The organism is Aeromicrobium sp. Leaf291, assembly GCF_001423365.1.
In the GTDB taxonomy this organism is placed as follows: Bacteria; Actinomycetota; Actinomycetes; order Propionibacteriales; family Nocardioidaceae; genus Aeromicrobium.
The window spans coordinates 290,102-310,951 of record NZ_LMNM01000001.1 but is presented as its reverse complement, the minus strand read 5'-3'; the positions used below and the strand labels follow the sequence as shown (position 1 = coordinate 310,951).

General features: G+C 72.3%; 14 protein-coding genes. 5 read left to right on the top strand and 9 right to left on the bottom strand.

All coding sequences use genetic code 11. The annotated features are described in order from the left end of the window. Position 1: 1 nt before the first annotated feature. From treZ to malQ, 5 genes are all read right to left on the bottom strand, one after another. On the bottom strand, positions 2–1,696 hold the full coding sequence (treZ, locus tag ASF35_RS01470; protein ID WP_055961750.1) for a malto-oligosyltrehalose trehalohydrolase: 1,695 nt from the start codon (positions 1,694–1,696) through the stop codon (positions 2–4). A gap of 2 nt (positions 1,697–1,698) precedes the next feature. Beyond that, a complete protein-coding gene (locus tag ASF35_RS01465) occupies positions 1,699–2,703 on the bottom strand; it encodes an aldo/keto reductase family protein (RefSeq protein ID WP_055961746.1) in 1,005 nt (334 codons plus the stop codon). A gap of 94 nt (positions 2,704–2,797) precedes the next feature. Beyond that, positions 2,798–5,092 (bottom strand): malto-oligosyltrehalose synthase, encoded by a 2,295-nt coding sequence (gene treY, locus ASF35_RS01460; protein WP_055961743.1) that lies wholly within the window; start codon positions 5,090–5,092, stop codon positions 2,798–2,800. Beyond that, on the bottom strand, positions 5,089–7,200 hold the full coding sequence (gene glgX / locus ASF35_RS01455) for a glycogen debranching protein GlgX (protein WP_055961739.1): 2,112 nt from the start codon (positions 7,198–7,200) through the stop codon (positions 5,089–5,091). The genes treY and glgX overlap by 4 nt, the downstream gene beginning before the upstream one ends. 38 nt (positions 7,201–7,238) lie before the next feature. Beyond that, positions 7,239–9,200, bottom strand: a complete 1,962-nt coding sequence (gene malQ, locus ASF35_RS01450; RefSeq protein ID WP_055966029.1) for a 4-alpha-glucanotransferase — start codon at positions 9,198–9,200, stop codon at positions 7,239–7,241. 141 nt (positions 9,201–9,341) lie between these two features. Here malQ and ASF35_RS01445 point away from each other — a divergent pair, with 141 nt between their 5' ends. From ASF35_RS01445 to ASF35_RS01430, 4 genes are all read left to right on the top strand, one after another. Beyond that, positions 9,342–10,052 (top strand): HAD family phosphatase, encoded by a 711-nt coding sequence (locus tag ASF35_RS01445; protein ID WP_055961735.1) that lies wholly within the window; start codon positions 9,342–9,344, stop codon positions 10,050–10,052. After that, positions 10,052–12,604: a glycoside hydrolase family 65 protein gene (locus ASF35_RS01440; protein WP_082495313.1), complete on the top strand. Its 2,553-nt coding sequence runs from the start codon at positions 10,052–10,054 to the stop codon at positions 12,602–12,604. The genes ASF35_RS01445 and ASF35_RS01440 overlap by 1 nt, the downstream gene beginning before the upstream one ends. A 78-nt stretch (positions 12,605–12,682) precedes the next feature. Then, a complete protein-coding gene (locus ASF35_RS01435; protein ID WP_156364731.1) occupies positions 12,683–13,111 on the top strand; it encodes a hypothetical protein in 429 nt (142 codons plus the stop codon). Continuing rightward, positions 13,108–14,163 carry an adenosine deaminase gene (locus ASF35_RS01430; RefSeq protein WP_055961730.1) on the top strand — a complete coding sequence of 352 codons (1,056 nt, stop codon included), beginning with the start codon at positions 13,108–13,110 and terminating at the stop codon, positions 14,161–14,163. The genes ASF35_RS01435 and ASF35_RS01430 overlap by 4 nt, the downstream gene beginning before the upstream one ends. A 52-nt stretch (positions 14,164–14,215) precedes the next feature. Here the strand turns inward: ASF35_RS01430 and ASF35_RS01425 are convergent, their stop codons facing one another. From ASF35_RS01425 to ASF35_RS17550, 3 genes are all read right to left on the bottom strand, one after another. Continuing rightward, entirely contained in the window at positions 14,216–15,223 is a 1,008-nt protein-coding gene (locus ASF35_RS01425; RefSeq protein WP_055961727.1) for a hypothetical protein, read from the bottom strand. Then, positions 15,220–16,176, bottom strand: a complete 957-nt coding sequence (locus ASF35_RS18265; protein WP_055961724.1) for a hypothetical protein — start codon at positions 16,174–16,176, stop codon at positions 15,220–15,222. The genes ASF35_RS01425 and ASF35_RS18265 overlap by 4 nt, the downstream gene beginning before the upstream one ends. Before the next feature lie 293 nt (positions 16,177–16,469). Beyond that, positions 16,470–18,077 (bottom strand): diacylglycerol kinase family protein, encoded by a 1,608-nt coding sequence (locus tag ASF35_RS17550; protein ID WP_082495311.1) that lies wholly within the window; start codon positions 18,075–18,077, stop codon positions 16,470–16,472. 141 nt (positions 18,078–18,218) lie between these two features. Between ASF35_RS17550 and ASF35_RS01410 the strand changes: the two genes are divergently transcribed. Beyond that, entirely contained in the window at positions 18,219–19,619 is a 1,401-nt protein-coding gene (locus tag ASF35_RS01410) for an LPXTG cell wall anchor domain-containing protein (RefSeq protein WP_055961721.1), read from the top strand. 74 nt (positions 19,620–19,693) lie between these two features. Here ASF35_RS01410 and ASF35_RS01405 read toward each other — a convergent pair whose 3' ends face one another. Beyond that, positions 19,694–20,800 carry an inositol-3-phosphate synthase gene (locus ASF35_RS01405; RefSeq protein ID WP_055961716.1) on the bottom strand — a complete coding sequence of 369 codons (1,107 nt, stop codon included), beginning with the start codon at positions 20,798–20,800 and terminating at the stop codon, positions 19,694–19,696. Positions 20,801–20,850 lie beyond the last annotated feature (50 nt).

The following is a 20,850-nucleotide window of genomic DNA, read 5'->3' as shown; positions in this document are numbered from 1 at the left end:
CTCAGTGTGCGTCGGACGCCGTGGGTCCGCCCGTCGACGCCCAGACGACGTCGCCGTCGCGCAGCACCACGGCGCGCGCGGCGTCCAGGTCGACCTCGACGCGGAACGGGCCACGGTGCATGACGACGTGACGGTCGTCGTCGGAGACCTCGACGACGAGGTCGGCCAGGGACGGGTCGCGCAGCTCGGGGTGCTCCCGCCGCAGGGCGACGAGGGAGCGGTAGGTCTCGAGGACCGCGCGGTGGGCGGGGTCGTCGAGCTCGTCCCAGCGCAGCGTCGAGCGCTCGACGGTGGCGTGGTCCATCGGGTCGGGCACCTCGGACTCGCCCCAGCCGTGCCGGCCGAACTCGCGTCGACGTCCGGTGCGCACGGCGTCGGCGAGCTCGGGGTCGGGGAAGGAGGCGAAGAACTGCCACGGGGTGCTCGCGGCCCACTCCTCGCCCATGAAGAGCATCGGCGTGAACGGGCCCAGCAGCACCAGGGCGGCGCCGCACGCCACCAGGTCGGGCGGGACGGTGGCCGAGATCCGGTCGCCCTGTGCGCGGTTGCCGATCTGGTCGTGGTCCTGCAGGTAGGTCACGAACGCCGAGCCGGGCACCGTCTCGACGTCGACGGGCCGCCCGTGGCTGCGCCCGCGGAACGACGACCAGGTGCCGTCGTGGAAGAAGGCGCCGCGCAGCACCTTCGCGAGCGCGCCGGGCGTCGCGAAGTCGGCGTAGTAGCCGTCGGTCTCGCCGGTGAGGGCCACGTGCAGCGCGTGGTGCACGTCGTCGCACCACTGCGCGTCCATGCCGAGGCCTCCGTGGGCGCGGGGCGTGACCATGCGGGGGTCGTTGAGGTCGGACTCGGCGATCAGCGACAGCGGTCGACCGAGCGCCACGGACATCCGCTCGGTCTCGGCGGACAGCTCCTCCAGGATCGGCAGCGCGCGGGTGTCCGCCAGCGCGTGCACGGCGTCGAGGCGCAGGCCGTCGACGTGGAAGTGCTCGAACCACGCCATCGCGTTGTCGAGCACGTAGCGGCGCACCTCGTCGGAGCCCTCGGCGTCGAGGTTCAGGCCGGGTCCCCAGTCGTTCTGGCCGGCGAAGTAGGGGCCGAAGCGGTCGAGGTAGGCGCCGGACGGGCCCAGGTGGTTGTAGACGACGTCGAGCACCACGCCGAGGCCGCGCGCGTGGCACGCGTCGACGAACCGCTTGAAGCCGTCGGGGCCGCCGTAGGGCTCGTGCACCGCGCCCCAGAGCACGCCGTCATAGCCCCAGCCGTGCGGGCCGTCGAAGCTGTTGACCGGCAGCACCTCCACGAGGTCCACGCCGAGGTCGACGAGGTGGTCGAGCCGCTCGACCGCCGCGTCGAAGGTGCGCTCGGGCGTGAACGTGCCGACGTGGAGCTCGTAGACGACCGACCCCTCAAGCGCCCGGCCCGACCAGGCGCCGTCGCTCCAGTCGAAGGCGGCGTGGTCGTAGACACGTGAGGCCGCGTGCACGCCCTGGGGCTGCCACGACGACCGCGGGTCGGGCAGCGGGGTCTCGTCGTCACCGAGCAGGAACGCGTAGTCCGACCCGGGGGCCAGCTTGGTGTCGAGCCACCACCAGCCCGAGCGCAGCTCGCCGGGCTCCCACGCCTCCATCGGGTGGTCGACGCCGTCGATGCGGACCCGGACGCGCTCGTGGTCGGGCGCCCAGACGGTGACGGTCACGCTCAGACCACCCGGGTGGGCGGGGACTTCGTCTGGCCGGGGTCGGTGGTCGGGATGCCGCCGAGCGCCTCGTCGACCTTCGCGAGGACGTCGGCGTCCAGGGTGACGCCGCTGGCGGCCGCGTTGGACTCCACCTGCTCTGGGCGGGAGGCACCGACGATGGCGCCGGCGACGTTGTCGTTGGCCAGCACCCAGGCGATGGCCAGCTGGGCCATGGTGATGCCGAGGTCGTCGGCGACGGGCCGCAGCTTCTGGACGGCCGTGAGCGTCTCGTCGGTCAGGAAGCGCTTGATCATGTCGGCGCCGCCCTTCTCGTCCGTGGCGCGGCTGCCCTCGGGCAGGTCGGCGCCGGGCTCGTACTTGCCGCTGAGCACGCCCTGCGCGATGGGCGACCACACGATCTGCGAGACGCCGAGCTCACGGCTGGCGGGCACGACCTCGCCCTCGATGACGCGCCACAGCATCGAGTACTGGGGCTGGCTCGAGATCAGCTGGATGCCGAGGTCCTGCGCCAGGGCGTGCCCGGCGCGGAGCTGGTCGGCGGTCCACTCGCTGACGCCGATGTAGTGCGCCTTGCCGGCGCGCACGACGTCGGCGAAGGCCTGCATCGTCTCCTCGAGCGGCGTCTCGTGGTCGTAGCGGTGCGCCTGGTAGAGGTCGACGTAGTCGGTCTGCAGCCGCTGCAGCGAGCCGTCGATGGACTCCATGATGTGCTTGCGCGACAGGCCGGTGTCGTTCGGTCCGCCGGGGCCGGTGGGCCAGTAGACCTTCGTGAGGATCTCCAGCGATGCGCGACGCTCGCCCTTCAGCGCCTCGCCGAGCACCGACTCGGCCTTGCCGTTGGCGTAGACGTCGGCGGTGTCGAACGTCGTGATGCCGGCGTCGAGCGCCGCGCGGACGCATGCCGTCGCCGCGTCGTTCTCGACCTGGGACCCGTGGGTCAGCCAGTTGCCGTAGATGATCTCGCTGACCTTGAGGCCGCTGTTCCCGAGGTACCTGAACTCCATGCCTCGAGCCTAGTTCCGGTGCCCCACTGCGCGACTCGGACGGGGCCGGGGCCGAGGGCCCGGGTGCGGCGCTGGTGCTGCTCGCCAGTGGCCGTCAGGTCTGTCGGGTGAGCAGGGCGACGGGGTAGGTCCGCAGCAGGTCGGCCAGCGCGACGTCGCCGCCCTCGAGCACGGCACCGGTGAGCGCGTCGGTCCACGTCCCCTCGGCCAGCGGGAGGGTCGTGTCGGCCCAGCCGCCGCGCGCCTCGAGGCCCACGGGCAGGCGGGTGACCACGGCGACCAGGTCGTCGCTGCGACCGAAGGCGAGTGCGTGGTCGGCGGCAGGACCCCGGGCGGCCACCGCGACGTAGCCGCGGAACAGCTCCGGCCGGTCGCGGCGGAGCGTCAGCACCCGACGCACGAGCGACGTCTTCACCGCCCCCGACGCGTCGACCTCCGGCAACCAGCCGTCGTCGAGCCGGCGGAGCACCGCGCGGAAGGCCTCATGGTCGACCGGGCGACGGTTGTCGGGGTCGACGAGGGAGAGGTCCCAGCCCTCGGTGCCCTGGTAGACGTCAGGGACACCCGGACCCGCCAGCTGCAGCAGCTTCTGGCTCAGCGAGACCGTCCGGCCTGGGGCCTCGATGCGGTCGACGAGCGCCTGCACCTCGTCGCCGACCTCGGCCCGCACGCGGGCGGGCCAGGCACGGATCGACTCCTCGAAGGCCTCGTCCGTCTCGGTCCAGGTGGTGCGGATCTTGGACTCCCGCGCCGCCTTGAGCAGGTAGTCGGTCAGTCGCTCGTCGCTGATCGGCCAGGCCCCGAGCAGGGTCTGCCAGGCCAGCAGGTCGAGCGCCGGCTCGTCGAGCCCGCAGCGGGCCGACCAGCCCTCGATCGCCGACGTCGCCTCGTCGCCGAGCTCGGCCAGCACCAGCATCCTGGCGCGGGTGTCCTCCGAGCGCTTCGTGTCGTGGGTGGTGAGCGCTGTCATGGCGGACGGGTGGTCGGCCTCCCTGGCAGCGGCGAGCGCATGGAAGCCCTCGACGTCGACGCCCCACACGTCGGGGGAGCCGCCCACCTCGTTGAGCGCGGCGAAGCGCGTGAACCGGTAGAAGGTCGTGTCCTCGGTGCCCTTGGCCACGACCATGCCGGACGTCTGCTGGATGCGGGTGGCGAGCTCGCCCTGCGGGTCCGCGCGGACCTGCGCGTCGAGCGCGGACAGGGCCTCGTCGACGTCGGGCCGACGGCTGCGCGCCGTGTCGATCGCCTGGGCCCAGTCGTCCTCGCCCTCGGGCAGGTAGGACCGGTAGACGCCGAAGGCCACCATCGTCTCCGCGACGGCCGTGCGCGCGGCGTCCTCGGGCACGTCGCGCAGCAGGCCGGCGATGCGACGGACCTCGGCCACGAGCACCTTCTGCGTCACCATGCGCCGTGCGTCCTCCTCGACGGCGGCGTAGTCCGACGGCGCTCCGAGCCGCTCCGACAGCGCCTGCCAGGGAGCCTCGCCTGCGGGGTCGAGCAGCACGCCCTCGACCTCGCGCATGGCGTCGTACCCGGTGGTCCCGTCGGCGGGCCAGCTCGCGGGCAGGTCCTCGCCGGGGTGCAGGATCTTCTCGACGACGAGCCACGCGTCGGGCGCGGCCTCGTGCAGGCGCCGCAGGTAGCCACCGGGGTCGGACAGCCCGTCCGGGTGGTCGATGCGCAGCCCGGTGACCCGGCCGTCGGTCACCCAGCGCAGCACCTCGCGGTGTGCGTCGTCGAAGACGGTCGGGTCCTCGACCCGCACGGCGGCCAGCGTCGTGATGTCGAAGAACCGGCGGTAGTTCAGCTCGGAGGCCCCGCGGCGCCATCCGACGAGCTCGTAGTGCTGCCGGTCGTGCACCTGCTGCGGCGTCAGCGACGCGAACCCCGGGTCGGCCAGCGTCGCGGCGTCGATGGGGAACCGGTGGTCGTAGTACGTGAGCTCGTCGCCGTCCACCGCCAGCTCCGCGACCTCGGCGTCGTCGCCGAGGACGGGCACCAGCACCCGGCCGCGCGACCAGTCGACGTCGAAGTGCCCGGCCCACGGCGAGCGCTCTCCCTCGGCGAGCACCGACCACCACCACGGGTTCGCCCGCGGCACCTCGACCGACATGTGGTTCGGCACCACGTCGACCACGAGCCCCATCCCGGCGTCGCGCACGGCGTCCGTGAGGGAGTCCCAGCCGTCGGGCCCACCCAGCTCGGGTCGTGCCCGCGTGGGGTCGGTGACGTCGTAGCCGTGCGTCGACCCGGGTGTCGCGTCGAGCACCGGCGACACGTACACCGCGCCGACGCCGAGGTCGCGCAGGTACGGCACGAGCGCCTCGGCCTCCGCGAACCCGAAGCCCGGCCGCAGCTGCAGCCGGTACGTCGACGTGGGCGTGCTCACGACTCGACCCGCTGCAGCACCACCAGCGAGCGGCCCTCGAGCTCGATCGTCGCGCCGCCCTCGACCAGCTCGTCGCCCGGCTCGGTGACCGTGCCGCTCGCGGTGTCGACCACGACCGCCCACGTGCTGGCGTACTCGCCGTCCGGCACGGTGAACTCGATTCCCTCGTGGTGGGCGTTGAACGCCATCAGGAAGGAGTCGTCGACGACGCGCTCGCCCCGCTCGTCGCGGTCGGCGATCGCCCGGCCGTTGAGGAACACCGCGATCGAGCGGCCGAAGCCGTCGTCCCAGTTCTGCTCGGTCATCTCCTCGCCGGCCGGCGTGAACCAGGCGATGTCGCGCAGCTCGTCGCCCTTGCGGATCGGCTTGCCCTGGAAGAACCGGCGGCGCCGGAACACCGGGTGGGCCGTGCGGAAGGCGGCGAGGGCCGACGTGAACCCGAGCAGCGAGTGCTCGTGCTCGTCGAGGTCCCAGTCGACCCACGCGACCTCGTTGTCCTGGCAGTAGACGTTGTTGTTGCCGCCCTGGCTGCGGCCAAGCTCGTCGCCGTGCAGCACCATCGGCACACCCTGCGAGAGCAGCATGGTGGCCAGGAAGTTGCGACGCTGCCGGCGGCGCAGCTCGAGGATCTCCGGGTCGTCGGTCGGACCCTCCACGCCGCAGTTCCACGACCGGTTGTCGTCGGCGCCGTCGCGACCGTCCTCGCCGTTGGCCTCGTTGTGCTTCTGCTCGTACGACACCAGGTCGTTCAGCGTGTAGCCGTCGTGGGCCGTCACGAAGTTGATCGACGCGTACGGGCGCCGGCCGTTGTCCTGGTAGAGGTCGGACGAGCCGCTGATCCGCGACGCGAACTCGCCCAGCGTCGACGGCTCGCCGCGCCAGAAGTCGCGCACCGTGTCGCGGTAGAGGCCGTTCCACTCCGTCCACAGTGGCGGGAAGTTGCCCACCTGGTAGCCGCCGGGGCCCACGTCCCACGGCTCGGCGATCAGCTTCACCTGGCTGACCACCGGGTCCTGCTGCACCAGCTCGAAGAAGGTGGCCAGCTTGTCGACGTCGTAGAACTCGCGCGCCAGCGTGGCCGCCAGGTCGAAGCGGAACCCGTCGACGTGCATCTCGGTGACCCAGTAGCGCAGCGAGTCCATGATGAGCTGCAGCGGCGTGGGGTGGCGCACGTTCAGCGAGTTCCCGGTGCCGGTGTAGTCCATGTAGTGCTGCTCGTCGTCCTCGACGAGGCGGTAGTAGGCCTGGTTGTCGATGCCGCGCATCGACAGCGTCGGCCCGAGGTGGTTGCCCTCCGCGGTGTGGTTGTAGACGACGTCGAGGATGACCTCGATGCCCGCGGCGTGGAGCGCGCGGACCATGCCCTTGAACTCCTGCACCTGGCGACCGGGCTGGGAGGTGTAGGCGTCGTGCGGGGCGAAGAAGCCGATCGTGTTGTAGCCCCAGTAGTTCGTCAGGTCCTTCTCGACGAGGTAGTGGTCCGTGACGAACTGGTGCACGGGGAGCAGCTCGATGGCGGTCACGCCGAGGCCGGTCAGGTGCTCGATCACGGCGGGGTGCGCGAGCGCCGCATAGGTGCCGCGCAGCTCCTCGGGGACGTCGGGGTGGGTCATCGTGAGCCCCCGGACGTGCGCCTCGTAGATGATCGACTCGTTGTAGGGCCGGCGCGGCGGGCGGTCGTCGGCCCAGTCGAAGAACGTGTCGACCACGAGCGAGAACGGCACGTGGCCGGCGGAGTCGTCGTCGTTCGGCTCGTCGGGCGAGCCCATCTCGTAGGCGAAGAGCGACGGGTCCCAGTCGGGCTGGCCCTGCACGGCCTTCGCGTACGGGTCGATGAGCAGCTTCTGCGGGTTGCAGCGCAGGCCGTTCTCGGGGTTCCACGGACCGTGCACGCGGTAGCCGTAGCGCTGGCCGGGGCCGATGCCGGGCAGGAAGCCGTGGTGGACGAAGCCGTCGACCTCCTCGAGGCGGACGCGGGTCTCGGTGCCCGACTCGTCGAAGAGGCACAGCTCCACGAGGTCGGCGACCTCCGAGAACAGGGCGAAGTTGGTGCCGGTGCCGTCGTACGTGGCACCGAGCGGGTAGGGCGATCCGGGCCAGGGGCGCACGGGGGTTCTCCTCGGATGGGGTCGTGCCGGTTGGGTGGTCAGGTGGGGCGGGCGGCGCGCAGCGGGGCGACGGCGGCCTGCACCCGGGGGTGGTCGAAGAAGGCGTCGAGGTCCACGGGAAGGCGGACCTTCCAGTTGGGGTACTCGTCCACGGTGCCCGGCAGGTTCGGCTGACGCACCTGGCCGACGGCGTCGGCGGGTGAGCTCAGCACCAGGCGCGACGCGGCCGGGGCGATGACGGCGTGCAGCGCGACGAGCAGGTCGTCGGTGTCGACGCCCTCGGCGCGCAGCAGGTCGAGCAGCGCCTCCTTGTCGGCGGCCGCGGTGGCGAGCGCGTCGTCCACCGGCTCGCCCAGCAGGTCGAGCCGGTCCTGGACGTGGATGCGTTCGTCGCGCAGCCAGCCCTCGACCGTCGGCAGGTCGTGGGTGCTGATGCTCGCCATGGTCTCGGGCTCCCAGGCGCGGGGCGGTACGTGCGGCTGCCCCGGGGCGTCCCAGTCGCGCTCGAACCACAGCACGGCCGAGCTGAGGATGCCGCGCGCGTGCATGGTCTCGGTGACCACGTCCTCGACGGTGCCGAGGTCCTCGCCGACGACGATGGCGCCGGCGCGGGTGGCCTCGAGCAGCAGGACGGCGAGCATCACGTCGGCGTCGTAGTGCACGTAGGTGCCGCGGTGCGCGGGCTCGCCCGGCGGGATCCACCACAGCCGCCACAGACCCGCCACGTGGTCCACGCGGATGCCGTCACCGTGGCGCAGCACGCTGCGGACGACGTCGCGAAAGGGTGCGTAGCCGGTCTCGAGCAGGCGGTCGGGCCGCCACGGCGGGAGATCCCAGTCCTGGCCGAGCGGGTTGAAGGCGTCGGCCGGGCAGCCGACGCGCACGTCGGAGGCGAACACGCTCTGCAGGGCCCAGGCGTCGGCGCCACCGGGGTGCACGCCCACCGGCAGGTCGTGCACGAGTCCGACGGCCATGCCGGCGTCGTGGGCCGCGTCGCGGGCGGCGTCGAGCTGCTGACGGCACAGGTGCTGGAGCCAGGCGTGGAAGGCGACGCGGTCGGCCAGGTCGGCGCGGGCCCGGACGACGGCGTCGGAGGTCGGGTCGCGCAGCGGCTCCGGCCAGGTGCGCCAGTCGGCGCCGTGCTGCTCGGCCAGGGCCGAGAACGTGGCGAAGGCGGCCAGGTCGGGCTCGGCGTCGAGGTCGACGTCCTCGTCGGCGGGGGCGAAGGGTCGCAGCAGCTCCAGGGCCGCGCGCTTCGCCTCCCACACGGCGTCGTGGTCGAGCAGGTCGTCCGCAGGATCGGGGTCCGGTGCTAGCCGTAGCACCTGGTCGCGGACGGACGGGTCGGCCGCGGCGAAGGCGTCGACGTCGGTCACGCGCAGGTAGAGCGGGCTCGCGAACCGTCGGCTCGACGGGGAGTAGGGGGAGCGGACGAGCGGCGTCGACGGCACGAACGCCTGCACCGGGTTGACCAGCAGCACGCCGGCACCCTGCTCGGTGGCGGCGCGGCGGGCCAGGTCGGCGAGGTCGACCAGGTCGCCCATCTGCCACGACCCGGCCGAGTGCAACGCGTACAGCTGGAGCATCCAGCCCCACGTGCGCGGCACCTCCGGCAGTCGGGCCGGGGCGACGACGAGCGTCACGTCCTGGGCGTCGGTGACGAACCGGTGCCAGCCGAGCGGCAGGTCCGCGGGCAGCGTCCCCTGCACGTCGAGGTGGCCGCCGTCCTCCAGCAGCACCCGACCCGCCACGCCGACCTCGCGGGCCACGCCCTGCGTCGCGGCGATGGTCGACTCGAGCGGTCGGGTGTCGGCCGCGGCGCGCTCGAGTGCGTGGTCGACCGCCTCCGGGGTCGTGGCGTCGACGCCCAGCTGACCGAGCACGGCCACGACGATCTCGCGGTCCACCTCGACGGGGCGCCGGTCCGAGCCCTCGTACGCGACCGCGACGCCGTGGGCCGCGGCGAGGCGCGCGAGGTCGTCAGCGTCGGAGGGGGGCATGACGTCCAGCATGGTCGCGGACGGCCCGGCCCACCACTTCGGGGCACGAGGGAGGGGTCACACCCGGGGAGTACCCGCCGGCCCGACCCGCAATCGGACGCCGTTCACATCGGCGACACGAGGCGGGCCTACGCTTCTCGGGTGGACTGGAGCGACTACGACGCGGCCCTCTTCGACCTCGACGGTGTCATCACCCCGACGGCCGAGGTGCACATGCGCGCCTGGAACCAGATGTTCAACGACTTCCTGACGGCGCGGGGGGTCGAGGAGCCGTACACCGACGACGACTACTACCGGTACGTCGACGGCAAGCCGCGCTACGACGGCGTGCGCTCGTTCCTGGCCTCGCGCGACATCGAGCTGCCCGAGGGCACGCCCGACGACGCCCCCGAGGAGGAGACCGTCGGCGGGCTCGGCAACCGCAAGAACGTGGCCTTCGAGGAGGTCCTCGACCGCGACGGCGTGGTCGCGTACCCGGGCTCCGTGGCGCTCGTGGAGCAGCTGGCCGCCGCCGGCACGCAGATGGCGATCGTCTCCAGCTCGCGCAACGCCCCCAAGGTGCTGCGCGCCGCCGGGCTCATCGACCACTTCCCGGTGATCGTCGACGGCGTCGTGGCGGGGGACCGCCAGCTCGCCGGCAAGCCCGCGCCCGACACCTTCCTCTTCGCCGCGCAGCAGCTCGACGTCGAGCCGTCGCGAGCCGTGGTGCTCGAGGACGCCACCTCGGGCGTCGCCGCCGGCCACGCCGGACGCTTCGGCCTGGTCGTGGGCGTCGACCGCGGCGCCGGAGCCGACGCGCTGCGCGAGCACGGAGCCGACGAGGTCGTGAGCGACCTGCGAGACCTGCTCTGATGTCGCCGCTCGACCAGCCCGCGCCCGGCACCGACGAGGACCGCGGCTTCGGCCCCTCGCACGAGGCGCCGCCGGTGCGCGACTTCCTCGACCGCTCGCGCTTCCCCGCGGACCCGTGGAAGCTCACCGAGGTCCGCTACGACAGCAGCGACCTGGGCCTCACCGAGACCGTGTTCGCCGTCGGCAACGGCTACCTCGGCCTGCGCGGCAACGTGGAGGAGGGTCGCGACTCCCACACGCACGGCACGTTCGTGAACGGCTTCCACGAGACGTGGCCGATCCAGCACGCCGAGGAGGCGTTCGGGTTCGCCCGGGTCGGCCAGACGATCGTCAACGCCCCCGACGCCAAGATCATCCGGCTCTACGTCGACGACGAGCCGCTGCTGCTCTCGGTGGCCGACCTGCTCGGCTACGAGCGCAGCCTCGACCTGCGCGAGGGCGTGCTCCGGCGGAGCCTGCTGTGGCGGACCCCGTCGGGCAAGCGGGTCCGGATCGAGTCCACCCGCATGGTCAGCCTGGCGCAGAAGCACCTCGCGATCATGACCTTCGAGGTCACGCTGCTCGACGACTCGGCGCCGGTGGCCATCTCGTCGCAGATCCTCAACCGCCAGGACGGCGAGGACGAGTACCACGTGCGCGCCAGCGCGATGGGCGAGGGCAAGGTCGGCGAGGGCAACGACCCCCGCAAGGCCGAGCGGCTCCAGCGCCGTGTGCTCGAGCCCCAGGAGCAGCTCGGCGAGCCCGACACCGGACGCGTGGCGCTGGGGTACCGGTGCGCCGAGAGCGGCATGACGCTCGCCGTGATGGCCGACCACGACCTGCAGACCGAGAACATGGTCACGAGCCGCGTGGTCACCGGCGACGACCTCGCGAAGACGACGTTCCGGATCGCCGCCGAGCCCGGCGTGCCCATCCGGCTCACCAAGACGGTGGCGTACCACACGTCGCGCGGGGTGCCCTCGCGCGAGCTGCTCGACCGCTGCCGACGCACTCTCGACCGGGTGCGCGAGCAGGGCGTGGAGCAGCAGACGAGCGACCAGCGCGACTGGCTGACCGCGTTCTGGCAGCGCGCCGACGTGGAGGTCCCGGGCCAGCCGGAGATCCAGCAGGCCATCCGCTGGAACCTGTTCTCGATCGTGCAGGCGTCGGCGCGGGCCGAGGGCCAGGGCATCCCCGCGAAGGGGGTCACCGGCTCGGGCTACGGCGGCCACTACTTCTGGGACACCGAGGTCTACGTCATGCCGTTCCTGACGTACACGACCCCGAGCGCGGCCCGCAACGCGCTGCGGTTCCGCTACTCGCTGCTCGACGCGGCCCGCCGTCGCGCCGACCAGCTCGCCCAGAAGGGCGCCCTGTTCCCGTGGCGGACCATCAACGGTGAGGAGGCGTCGGCGTACTACGCGGCCGGCACCGCGCAGTACCACATCGACGCCGACATCGCGTACGCGCTGAGCCAGTACATCGGCGCCACGGGCGACACCGAGTTCCTCGACCGCCAGGGCATCGACATCTTCGTCGAGACGGCCCGGCTGTGGGCCGACCTCGGCTTCTGGCGCAGCGAGGAGGGCGGGACCTTCCACATCCACAGCGTCACCGGTCCCGACGAGTACACGACGGTCGTGAACGACAACCTGTACACGAACGTCATGGCGCGCTTCAACCTGCGCCGGGCGGCCGAGGCGGTCCGCACCCTCCAGCACGCCAACCCCGCCGCCTACGAGGCCGCGGCCGAGCGGCTCTCGCTCACCGAGGAGGAGGTCGAGGAGTGGGGACGTGCCGCGCGTGGCATGAGCATCCCGTTCGACGAGCACCTCGGCATCCACCCGCAGGACTCGCACTTCCTCGAGCGCGAGATGTGGGACCTCGACCACACGCCGCTCGACAGCCGCCCCCTGCTGCTGCACTACCACCCGCTGGTCATCTACCGGTTCCAGGTGCTCAAGCAGGCCGACGTCGTGCTGGCGCTGTTCCTGCAGGGCGAGGACTTCACGCCCGAGCAGAAGCGCGCCGACTTCGAGTACTACGACCCGATCACCACGGGCGACTCGACGTTGTCGGCCGTCGTGCAGTCGATCATCGCGGCCGAGGTCGGGTACCACGACCTGGCGTACCGCTACTTCCTGTCGGCGCTCTTCGTCGACCTGGCCGACCGGCACGGCAACACGTCCGACGGCGTCCACGTGGCGTCGACCGGTGGCGTGTGGAGCGCTGTGGCCGCCGGGTTCGGCGGGTTCCGCGACCTCGGCGCCGGCCAGTGGTGCATCGATCCGCGCCTGCCCGACGACTGGGAGTCGCTCACCTACCGGGTCACGCTGCGCGGCACCCGGGTGCGCGTGACGGTGCGCCCCGACGAGCTCGACCTCACGGTGGAGGCCGGCGACGGCCACCTCGCGTTCGACGTGCGCGGCACCGAGGTCGTCGTGGGCCCGGGCGAGCCGGTCACGGTCGCCCTCGCGGGCCAGGGGCCGCGGCTCGAGGGTGAGCCGCCGAACCCGGCCGGCACGCGCCGCTCCGACGGCACCGTCATCACGGCGATCGTCCCCGGCGCCTGAGGCGGCGCCGGACGGGTCGCGCGCCGGGCGGGTGCACCGTCCGGTCGCGCCTGCGGGCACCTGCCTAGACTGACGGACGTGTTGATCGTGAGGTACGAGGTCAGTGACGGCAGGTCGGGCGAGGACGTCGTGCTCGTCGACCAGAAGTGGTCGTTCGGGCGTTTCGGTGGTGAGGAGACCCCCACCGTCGAGACCGACGACCGGCGGGTCAGCCGCGGCGCCCTGGTGATCCGCGACAGCGGCCCCGGCCCGGTCGTCTTCCGGGGTCAGCGCGGCGAGCAGGCCCGGGTGGGCCTGGTCTCCGACGACGGCAGCACCGAGTGGCTCGAGGAGGGCAAGGCCGGCAACCTCACGGCCACGGCCCGTCGGGTCACGTTCGACCTCGACGACGAGAACGTGCTCACGCTCGAGGTCGACTTCGCCGACCGCGGCAGCGTGGTCGAGCGGCAGCAGCAGGCGGCCCAGCCCCACCTCTCGGTGGTGCCCGAAGCGACCGACGTCCCATGAGCGGGCGGAGCGCCGACGACGCCGGAGCCGCCCACACCGGTTCGGTCGACATCGCGTTCCTCCAGCAGCTCCCGAAGGCCGAGCTGCACGTGCACCACGTCGGGTCGGCATCGATCGAGGCGGTCTCCACGCTGGCCCAGCGCCACGAGGGCAGCACGCCCGTGCCGACCAACCCCACCGCGCTCGCCGACTACTTCCGGTTCACCGACTTCGCGCACTTCATCGAGGTCTACCTGTCGGTCGTGGACCTGCTGCGCACGCCCGACGACCTCTGGACCCTCACCCACCAGGTGGGCACCGATCTCGCGGCGCAGAACGTGCGGTACGCCGAGCTGACGCTCACGCCGTACACGTCCATCGTGCGCGGCATCCCCGCCGAGGCCTACCTCGAGGCCGTCGAGGACGCCCGCCGTCGGGTGGAGGCCGAGACCGGCCTGGTGCTGCGCTGGATCTTCGACGTCCCCGGCGAGTCCGGGGTGGAGGCGGCCGACGTGACGCTCGACGTCGCGCTGCGGCTGCGGCCCGACGCGCTGGTGGGCTTCGGCCTGGGCGGCCCCGAGGTCGGCGTCCCGCGGCCGCAGTTCGCGCGGCACTTCGACGCCGCCCGCGCCGCGGGGCTGCGCAGCGTCCCGCACGCGGGTGAGTCCACCGGCCCGCAGACGATCCGCGACGCGATCGAGCACCTCGGGGCCGAGCGCATCGGCCACGGCATCGCCGCGGCGCAGGACCCCGAGCTCATGGCGCTGCTCGCCGAGCGCGGGATCGTGCTCGAGGTGTGCCCCACGTCGAACGTGTGCACCCGTTCCGTCCCGTCGCTCGCCGAGCACCCGCTGCCCACGTTGGTGGCCGCCGGGGTCCCGGTGACGATCAACAGCGACGACCCGCCCATGTTCGGCACCACCTTGTCGCGCGAGTACGCGGTGGCCGCCGACCTGCTCGGCCTCGACCGCGCGGGCGTCGTCGACCTGGCGCGAGCGGCCGTCGACGCCTCCTTCGCCCCGGACGCGCTCAAGACCTCGCTGAACGCCGAGCTCGGACGCGTCGTCCCCTGACGAACGAGGACCGCCCGGCACCCCAGGGTGCCGGGCGGTCCTCGTTCACGGGTCAGGCGCGCTGGCGCCGGACTCCGATGCCCAGGGCGATCGCCACCGCCGCACCCAGCCAGGCCAGGTCACGTCGGCGCAGCACCCGGCGGGGCGCCGCACGGCTCGTGAGGGAAGCCGGGGCCACCAGTGCCGGAAGCGCTGCCGAAGGAGGCGGTCCGGCCATCGCGACGTGGCCCACCGCGACCGAGGTCGGCGCAGCGTCGTCGGAGCGGCTGCCCCGGCGCAGGACCGTCATGCCGGCGAGTGCGAGCATCGCGCCGGCCGCGAGCAGCCAGAGCGAGGTGCCGCCGGCGTTCGGCAGGGTGCCACCGGCGTCGGAGATCCCGGCAGTGCCGGTCTCGTCATCGCCGGAGGTACCGGTCTCCTCGGTCGGCTCGTCGGGGTCGGGGTCCCCTCCGGGGTCGACCACCACGATCTCTTCGCAGTCGGCAGCGACGCCGGCGTCGCCCGAGACGACGTACGGCACGCCGAGCGGATCGCCCTCGCCGTCCACCAGCTCGAAGCCCTCGACCGGGGTGAACTCGAGGGCCCACGGACCGGTGAGACCGTCGCCCTGCGTGAACTGCGCCACCACGCCCGCCGTGGGCACGACGGACACGCGATTGAGCCCGTCGATCGCGACCAGCGCCGAGACCGCGTCGTCCACGGCACAGGTCGGCTCGGTCGTGAAGGCCGGGGTGACACCCGTCGGCTCGGGGTCCACGACCACGATCTCGTCGCAGTCGGCGGCGACGCCGGCGTTGCCCGAGACCACGTACGGGCTCTCGAGCGGGTCGCCCTCGTCGTCGACGAGCGTGTAGCCGTCGGCCGGCGTGAACGTGAGCTCCCACGGACCCGTGATGCCGTCACCCTCGGTGAAGGTGGCGATGACGCCGACCGTCGGGGTGATGACGGCGGTGAACAGGCCGTCGAGCACGAACAGCGCGCGCGGCATGCCGCCGTCGGTCGGGCACGTGGGAGCCGTCGCGAACTGGGGAGTCGCGGCCAGCGGCTCGGGATCGGTCACGTCGGGGGTGCAGTCCTCGAGTCGGTGAAGGACCAGGGGAAGGTCCCGGGGAAGCCGTCGTCGAGGGCGTTGACGGAGACCTCGATGGGGTTCTGGCCGGTCTGGAGCTCCTCGTCGACGCCGGGGGTGCCGACGTACTTGCAGACGTAGACCTTCTTGGGCACCTCGACCGGATCGACCGGATCGACCGGGTCGGTGGGGTCGCCGCCGTCGGCCGCCGGGCAGTCGTCGACGTCGTCGGTGAAGGACCAGGGGAAGGTCCCGGGGAAGCCGTCGTCGAGGGCGTTGACGGAGACCTCGATGGGGTTCTGGCCGGTCTGGAGCTCCTCGTCGAGGCCGGGGGTGCCGACGTACTTGCAGACGTAGACCTTCTTGGGCACCTCGACCGGATCGACCGGATCGACCGGATCGACCGGATCGGTGGGGTCGCCGCCGTCGGCAGCGGGGCAGGCGTCGAGGCCGAGCACGGGCTCGTCGCCGCCGGCGTAGCCGATGGCGATGGAACGTCCCTGTGCGTCGGGGAAGGTCGAGGGGAAGCTGCCGGTGAAGTCCTTCAGCGTGTTGACGGAGACCTCGATGACGTTCTTGAGGGTCTCGTCGTCGCCGGGGGTGCCGACGTACTTGCAGACGTACACCTTCTTCGGCGTGTCCTTCGGCGGCGCCGGGGGGCCGGTCGGCTTGTCGGGCTTCGCGCTCGCGGCGCGGGCGACGGGTGCCGAGGCGTCGGCGGCCTTCGCTGCCGGCTCCGGGGCGGGGGCTGCCGCCTCCTCGACGGGCGGGGGCGCGGGCGCGGGGTCGGGCGCCGGAGCAGGAGCGGGGTCGGGCGCCGGCGCGGCGGCCGGGGCCTGTTCGACGCTGGTCGGTGGTGCCTCGCCCTCGGCGGCGAGGGCCGGCGCGGGCATCATGGCCGTGCCCGCGACGAGCGCGAGCACGGGGAGGAGTCTGGTGAGCATGAGAGGAGTCCGTTCGGGTGCGCGGCACGACGTGCCGGTGCAGAGGGGGGATGAGCGACCGGACGTCGTCGCTCGTGCTGCTCAACGAGCAACCCCGAGGCGGCGTCACGGTGGGTCGAACCGAATTTTCCTTGGAATTGCAGCCAATTCGGGACCATCAGGGCAGGATTGACTCCTCTCCTACCCTCGTGGCTCCACGGTAGGCTCGCCCGCCCCGCGCCACCATCACCGGGCAGGGCCATTTCCCCCCACCCGAAAGGACCATGGTCCTTTCCGGTGGGACCGGCCGGAGGCTAGTGCTTGAGCGTCGCGGGCAGCACCGGCACCCGCACGAGGAGCACGCCGGGGCGGACCTCCGCGGTGATCTCGGTGCCTTCCTCGACGGGGTCGCCGTCGAGCTGCATGGGGGTGGGGCCCGAGGCCTTCACGTGCACACGTCGGCCGGTGAAGCGGTCGAGGCGGTCGTTGGTGCGCTTGCGGCGGGCGATCACGCGCAGGGCGATCGAGACCCAGCCGAACAGCCGACGCGGTGCGATGACCACGACGTCGAGCTCACCGTCGTCGACCTGGGCGTCCGGCAGCAGGGGCAGACCGGCCTGCAGGAAGCCGACGTTGCCGATGACCACGGTGCGGGCCCGGAAGGTCCGGGGCTCGCCGTCGTCGACGGTGATGGTGACCTTCATGCCCGGGAAGCGCAGTGCCTTGATGCCGGACACGAAGTACGCGGCCCAGCCGACCTTCTTCTTCAGCTCGTCGTTGACGCCGGTCATGATCATGGCGTCCATGCCGAGGCCGGCCATGACCAGGAAGCTGGTGTCGACCCCGCCGTCGGTCGTGAACCGGGCCAGGTCGATCGCCTTGTCCTGGCCGCCGAAGGCGACCTCGAGCGCGTCGCGCGGGTTGAGCGGGACGCCGAGGTTGCGGGCCAGCAGGTTGCCGGTGCCGTGCGGGATGATCGCGACCGCCACGCCGGTGCGGGCCGCCTCCTCGCACACCGCGCGGACGGTCCCGTCGCCACCGGCGGCGACGATCAGGTCCACGTCGGCCTCGAGGGCGGCCTGCGCCTGCCCGTAGCCGGGATCCTCCACGGTGGTCTCGAACCACAGCGGCTCGTTCCACTCGTTCTGGTCCGCCACGAGTCGCACGCGCGTCTTGAACTCCTCGACGTCGGCGACCTTCGACGGGTTCAGCACGACGGCGGCACGCTTGCGTCCGGTCCCGGTGAGCACGGCGAGCTCCGAGGGCAGGCGGCTGGCGTCGGTGGCGACGACCAGCCAGAGGGCCACGGCCACCAGGGCGCCGAAGGCGAGACCCGCCGTGACGTCGGTGAGGTAGTGCACCCCGAGCAGCACCCGGTCGGCCGCGGTGACGAGTGCGAGCAGGGTCCAGAGGGAGAGCAGGATGCGACGCTTCCAGCCGCGGCCGGTGGCCACGATGGTCAGCATCGCCAGCACGGTGAACAGCACCCCGGCGCCGGCGGCATGGCCGCTCGGGAACGAGTACCCGCCGATCTCGTGGACCGGATCCTCCCAGGCCGGACGGGGTCGCGCGAAGACGAGCTTGACGAGTGCGTTGCCGCCGATGGCCACCACACCGCTCAGCACGACCCAGATCCCGATGCGCCACTCGCGGCGCCCGAACGCGATCGCGGCGACGACGGCGAGCGCGATGCCCACACCGACGTTCGACAGCACGAGCGCGATCACCTCGAGCACGTCGACCAGCCACGGACGCGAGTAGCTGATGTCGAAGGCGGCCTGCGCGACCTCGCCGTCGAGGTCCTGCGAGGCGTCGGTGACCACGAGCGTGGCCAGTGCCGCGAGGAGCACCACGAGCGCGACGAGGACGGCGGCGTACACGCCACCACGCACGGACTCGGCGCGGCGCAGGTCGATCGACACGGTCGAACCTTATCGACAGCTCGGTGCTTCCTCGCGTCGAGACCGATCCAGGGTGGTGCGGGACCATGCCGAAGGACCCCGGAGCTGGACGAAGAGTTCAAAACACGTATGGAGGCGGAGCGATCGACCTAGTCTGCGCTCATGACCCACCTCCCCCGCGCATCTGCGCGTGCTGCCGCCCTCCTGGCCGGCGCCATGCTCTGCGTCGTCGTGACCCCCGGCGCAGCCCTGGCGGACGAGTCCGCCGAGCCCATCACCACGACCGAGTCGGCCCCGGCGCCCGAACCCGCCAGCGAGTCGGCCCCCGAACCCGCCACCGCCTCCGCGCCCGAGGCGGCACCCGCCTCCGCCTCGGCACCCGAGGCGGCACCCGCCTCCGCCTCGGCACCCGCGGCGGCACCTGCGCCGGCCTCGGTCGGCCGGAGCGCCGAGGGGCCCGTGACCGCCCTGGCCGCACCCGATCCCACCGACGCCTGCTTCCCCGGCGCGTGCATCAGCAACGGCACCGTCCATCTGGGCGTGAACGACGAGGGCTCGCTGATCGTGTACGACGGCGAGGCCGGGGAGCTCGTCGGCCTGCAGCAGGAGTCGACCGGCAACGACGGCCTGCGAGCCGGCGGACCGTACGAGGGATGGGGCGTGGGTGACGCCGGGACCGGTGTCAGCGGTCAGAGCCTGAAGGCCCTGGGTGGCAGCAGCAACCTCACCGTGGAGTCCTTCGACGTCACGCCGACGACCGCCACCTCCGTCGTCACCGTGGGTGACCCGCAGGCGCCCACCTTCCGGGTGACCCATGCCTTCACCCCCTCGCTGCTCGACCCGAACGTGTACGTCATCCGCGTGCGCATCGAGAACCTGACCGACGGCACGCTCGACGACGTCCGCTACCGCCGCGTCATGGACTGGGACGCCGAGCCGACGGCCTTCTCCGAGCTCGTCAGCGTGGTGGACCGTGACGTGGCGGTCGTCGGTGCCGGCACGGACTTCGTCGACGCCAACGTGCTCGGGAGCGACTTCGGCACGGAGCAGGGCGACGTCGACGACCGGGGTCCCGACGACCTGGTCGCCCACTTCGACCTGGGCTTCGGCTCGCTGGCTGCGGGCGACTTCGTCGAGTTCTTCCTCTTCTACGGCGTGGCACCGACGGAGGCCGAGGCACTGGACTCGCTGGCCACCGTCGGCGCCGACTCCTACTCGACCGCGCGTCCGTCCAGCAGCGACGACGGCGCCCCCGGGACCTACTTCTTCGGGTACAACCCGTTCCCCGAGGGCCTCGAGGAGGCGCCTGTCGACCCGACCGACCCGACGGACCCGACCGACCCGGTCGATCCGACGGACCCGAGCGACCCGGCCGTGTCCGACGGGGGCGACACCTCGAACCGCGTCACGCCGGCCGTGGCGACCGTGCCCGTGTCGGCCGCGGCGCAGCTGCCGGCCACGGGTGCCGACTCGATGGCACCGTTCGTGGTCGCCGGCGTGGCGCTGCTCGCCGGCGGCGTCGCGATGGTCGGTCTCGGCCGTCGCCGCGTCGAGCAGGCGTGACGCACCACCCGTAGACGCGACGGGGCCCGGACACCGTCAGGTGTCCGGGCCCCGTCGTCGTCAGGGGGGAGCGCTCAGCGCTCCTCCTCCCCGCGGATGAACGCCTCGAGCTTCGAGCGGCCGAGGTCGTCGGGGCGCTGCTCCGGCGGGCTCTTCATCAGGTACGACGAAGCGCTCAGCAGGGCGCCGCCGATGCCACGGTCCTTGGCGATCTTCGCCGCACGGATGGCGTCGATGATGATGCCGGCCGAGTTGGGCGAGTCCCACACCTCGAGCTTGTACTCCAGGTTCAGGGGCACGTCGCCGAACGCACGACCCTCGAGGCGCACGTAGGCCCACTTGCGGTCGTCGAGCCACGCCACGTAGTCCGACGGGCCGATGTGCACGTTGCGGTCGTTGGCGCCCACACCGGCGAGCGAGCCGGTGAGGTTCGACGTGACGGCCTGGGTCTTCGAGACCTTCTTGGACTCCAGGCGCTCACGCTCGAGCATGTTCTTGAAGTCCATGTTGCCGCCGACGTTCAGCTGGTAGGTGCGGTCGAGCGAGACGCCGCGGTCCTCGAACAGCTTGGCCATGACACGGTGCGTGATGGTGGCACCGACCTGGCTCTTGATGTCGTCGCCGATGATCGGGACGCCGGCGTCCTCGAACTTCTTGGCCCACTCGGGGTCGGAGGCGATGAAGACGGGCAGGGCGTTGACGAACGCGACCTTGGCGTCGATGGCGCACTGCGCGTAGAACTTGTCGGCCTCCTCCGAGCCCACCGGGAGGTAGGACACGAGCACGTCGGCCTGCGTGTCCTTGAGCACCTGGACGACGTCGACGGCGGGGGCGTCGGACTCCTCGATGGTCTGCAGGTAGTACTTGCCGAGGCCGTCGAGCGTGTGGCCGCGCTGGACCGTGACGCCGGTGGGCGGCACGTCGGCGATCTTGATGGTGTTGTTCTCGCTGGCGGTGGTGGCGTCGGCCAGGTCGAAGCCGACCTTCTTGGCGTCGACGTCGAACGCGGCGACGAACTCGATGTCGTTGACGTGGTAGTCGCCGAACTGGACGTGCATGAGCCCGGGGACGGTGCCCGCCGGATCGGCGTCCTTGTAGTACTCGACGCCCTGGATGAGCGACGTGGCGCAGTTGCCGACGCCGACGATCGCGACGCGGATCTGGTTGGTGGCCGAACCCATGGGTTCTCCTTCGTGACGGGTGATGACGGGTGGATGGATGGTCGTGCGGA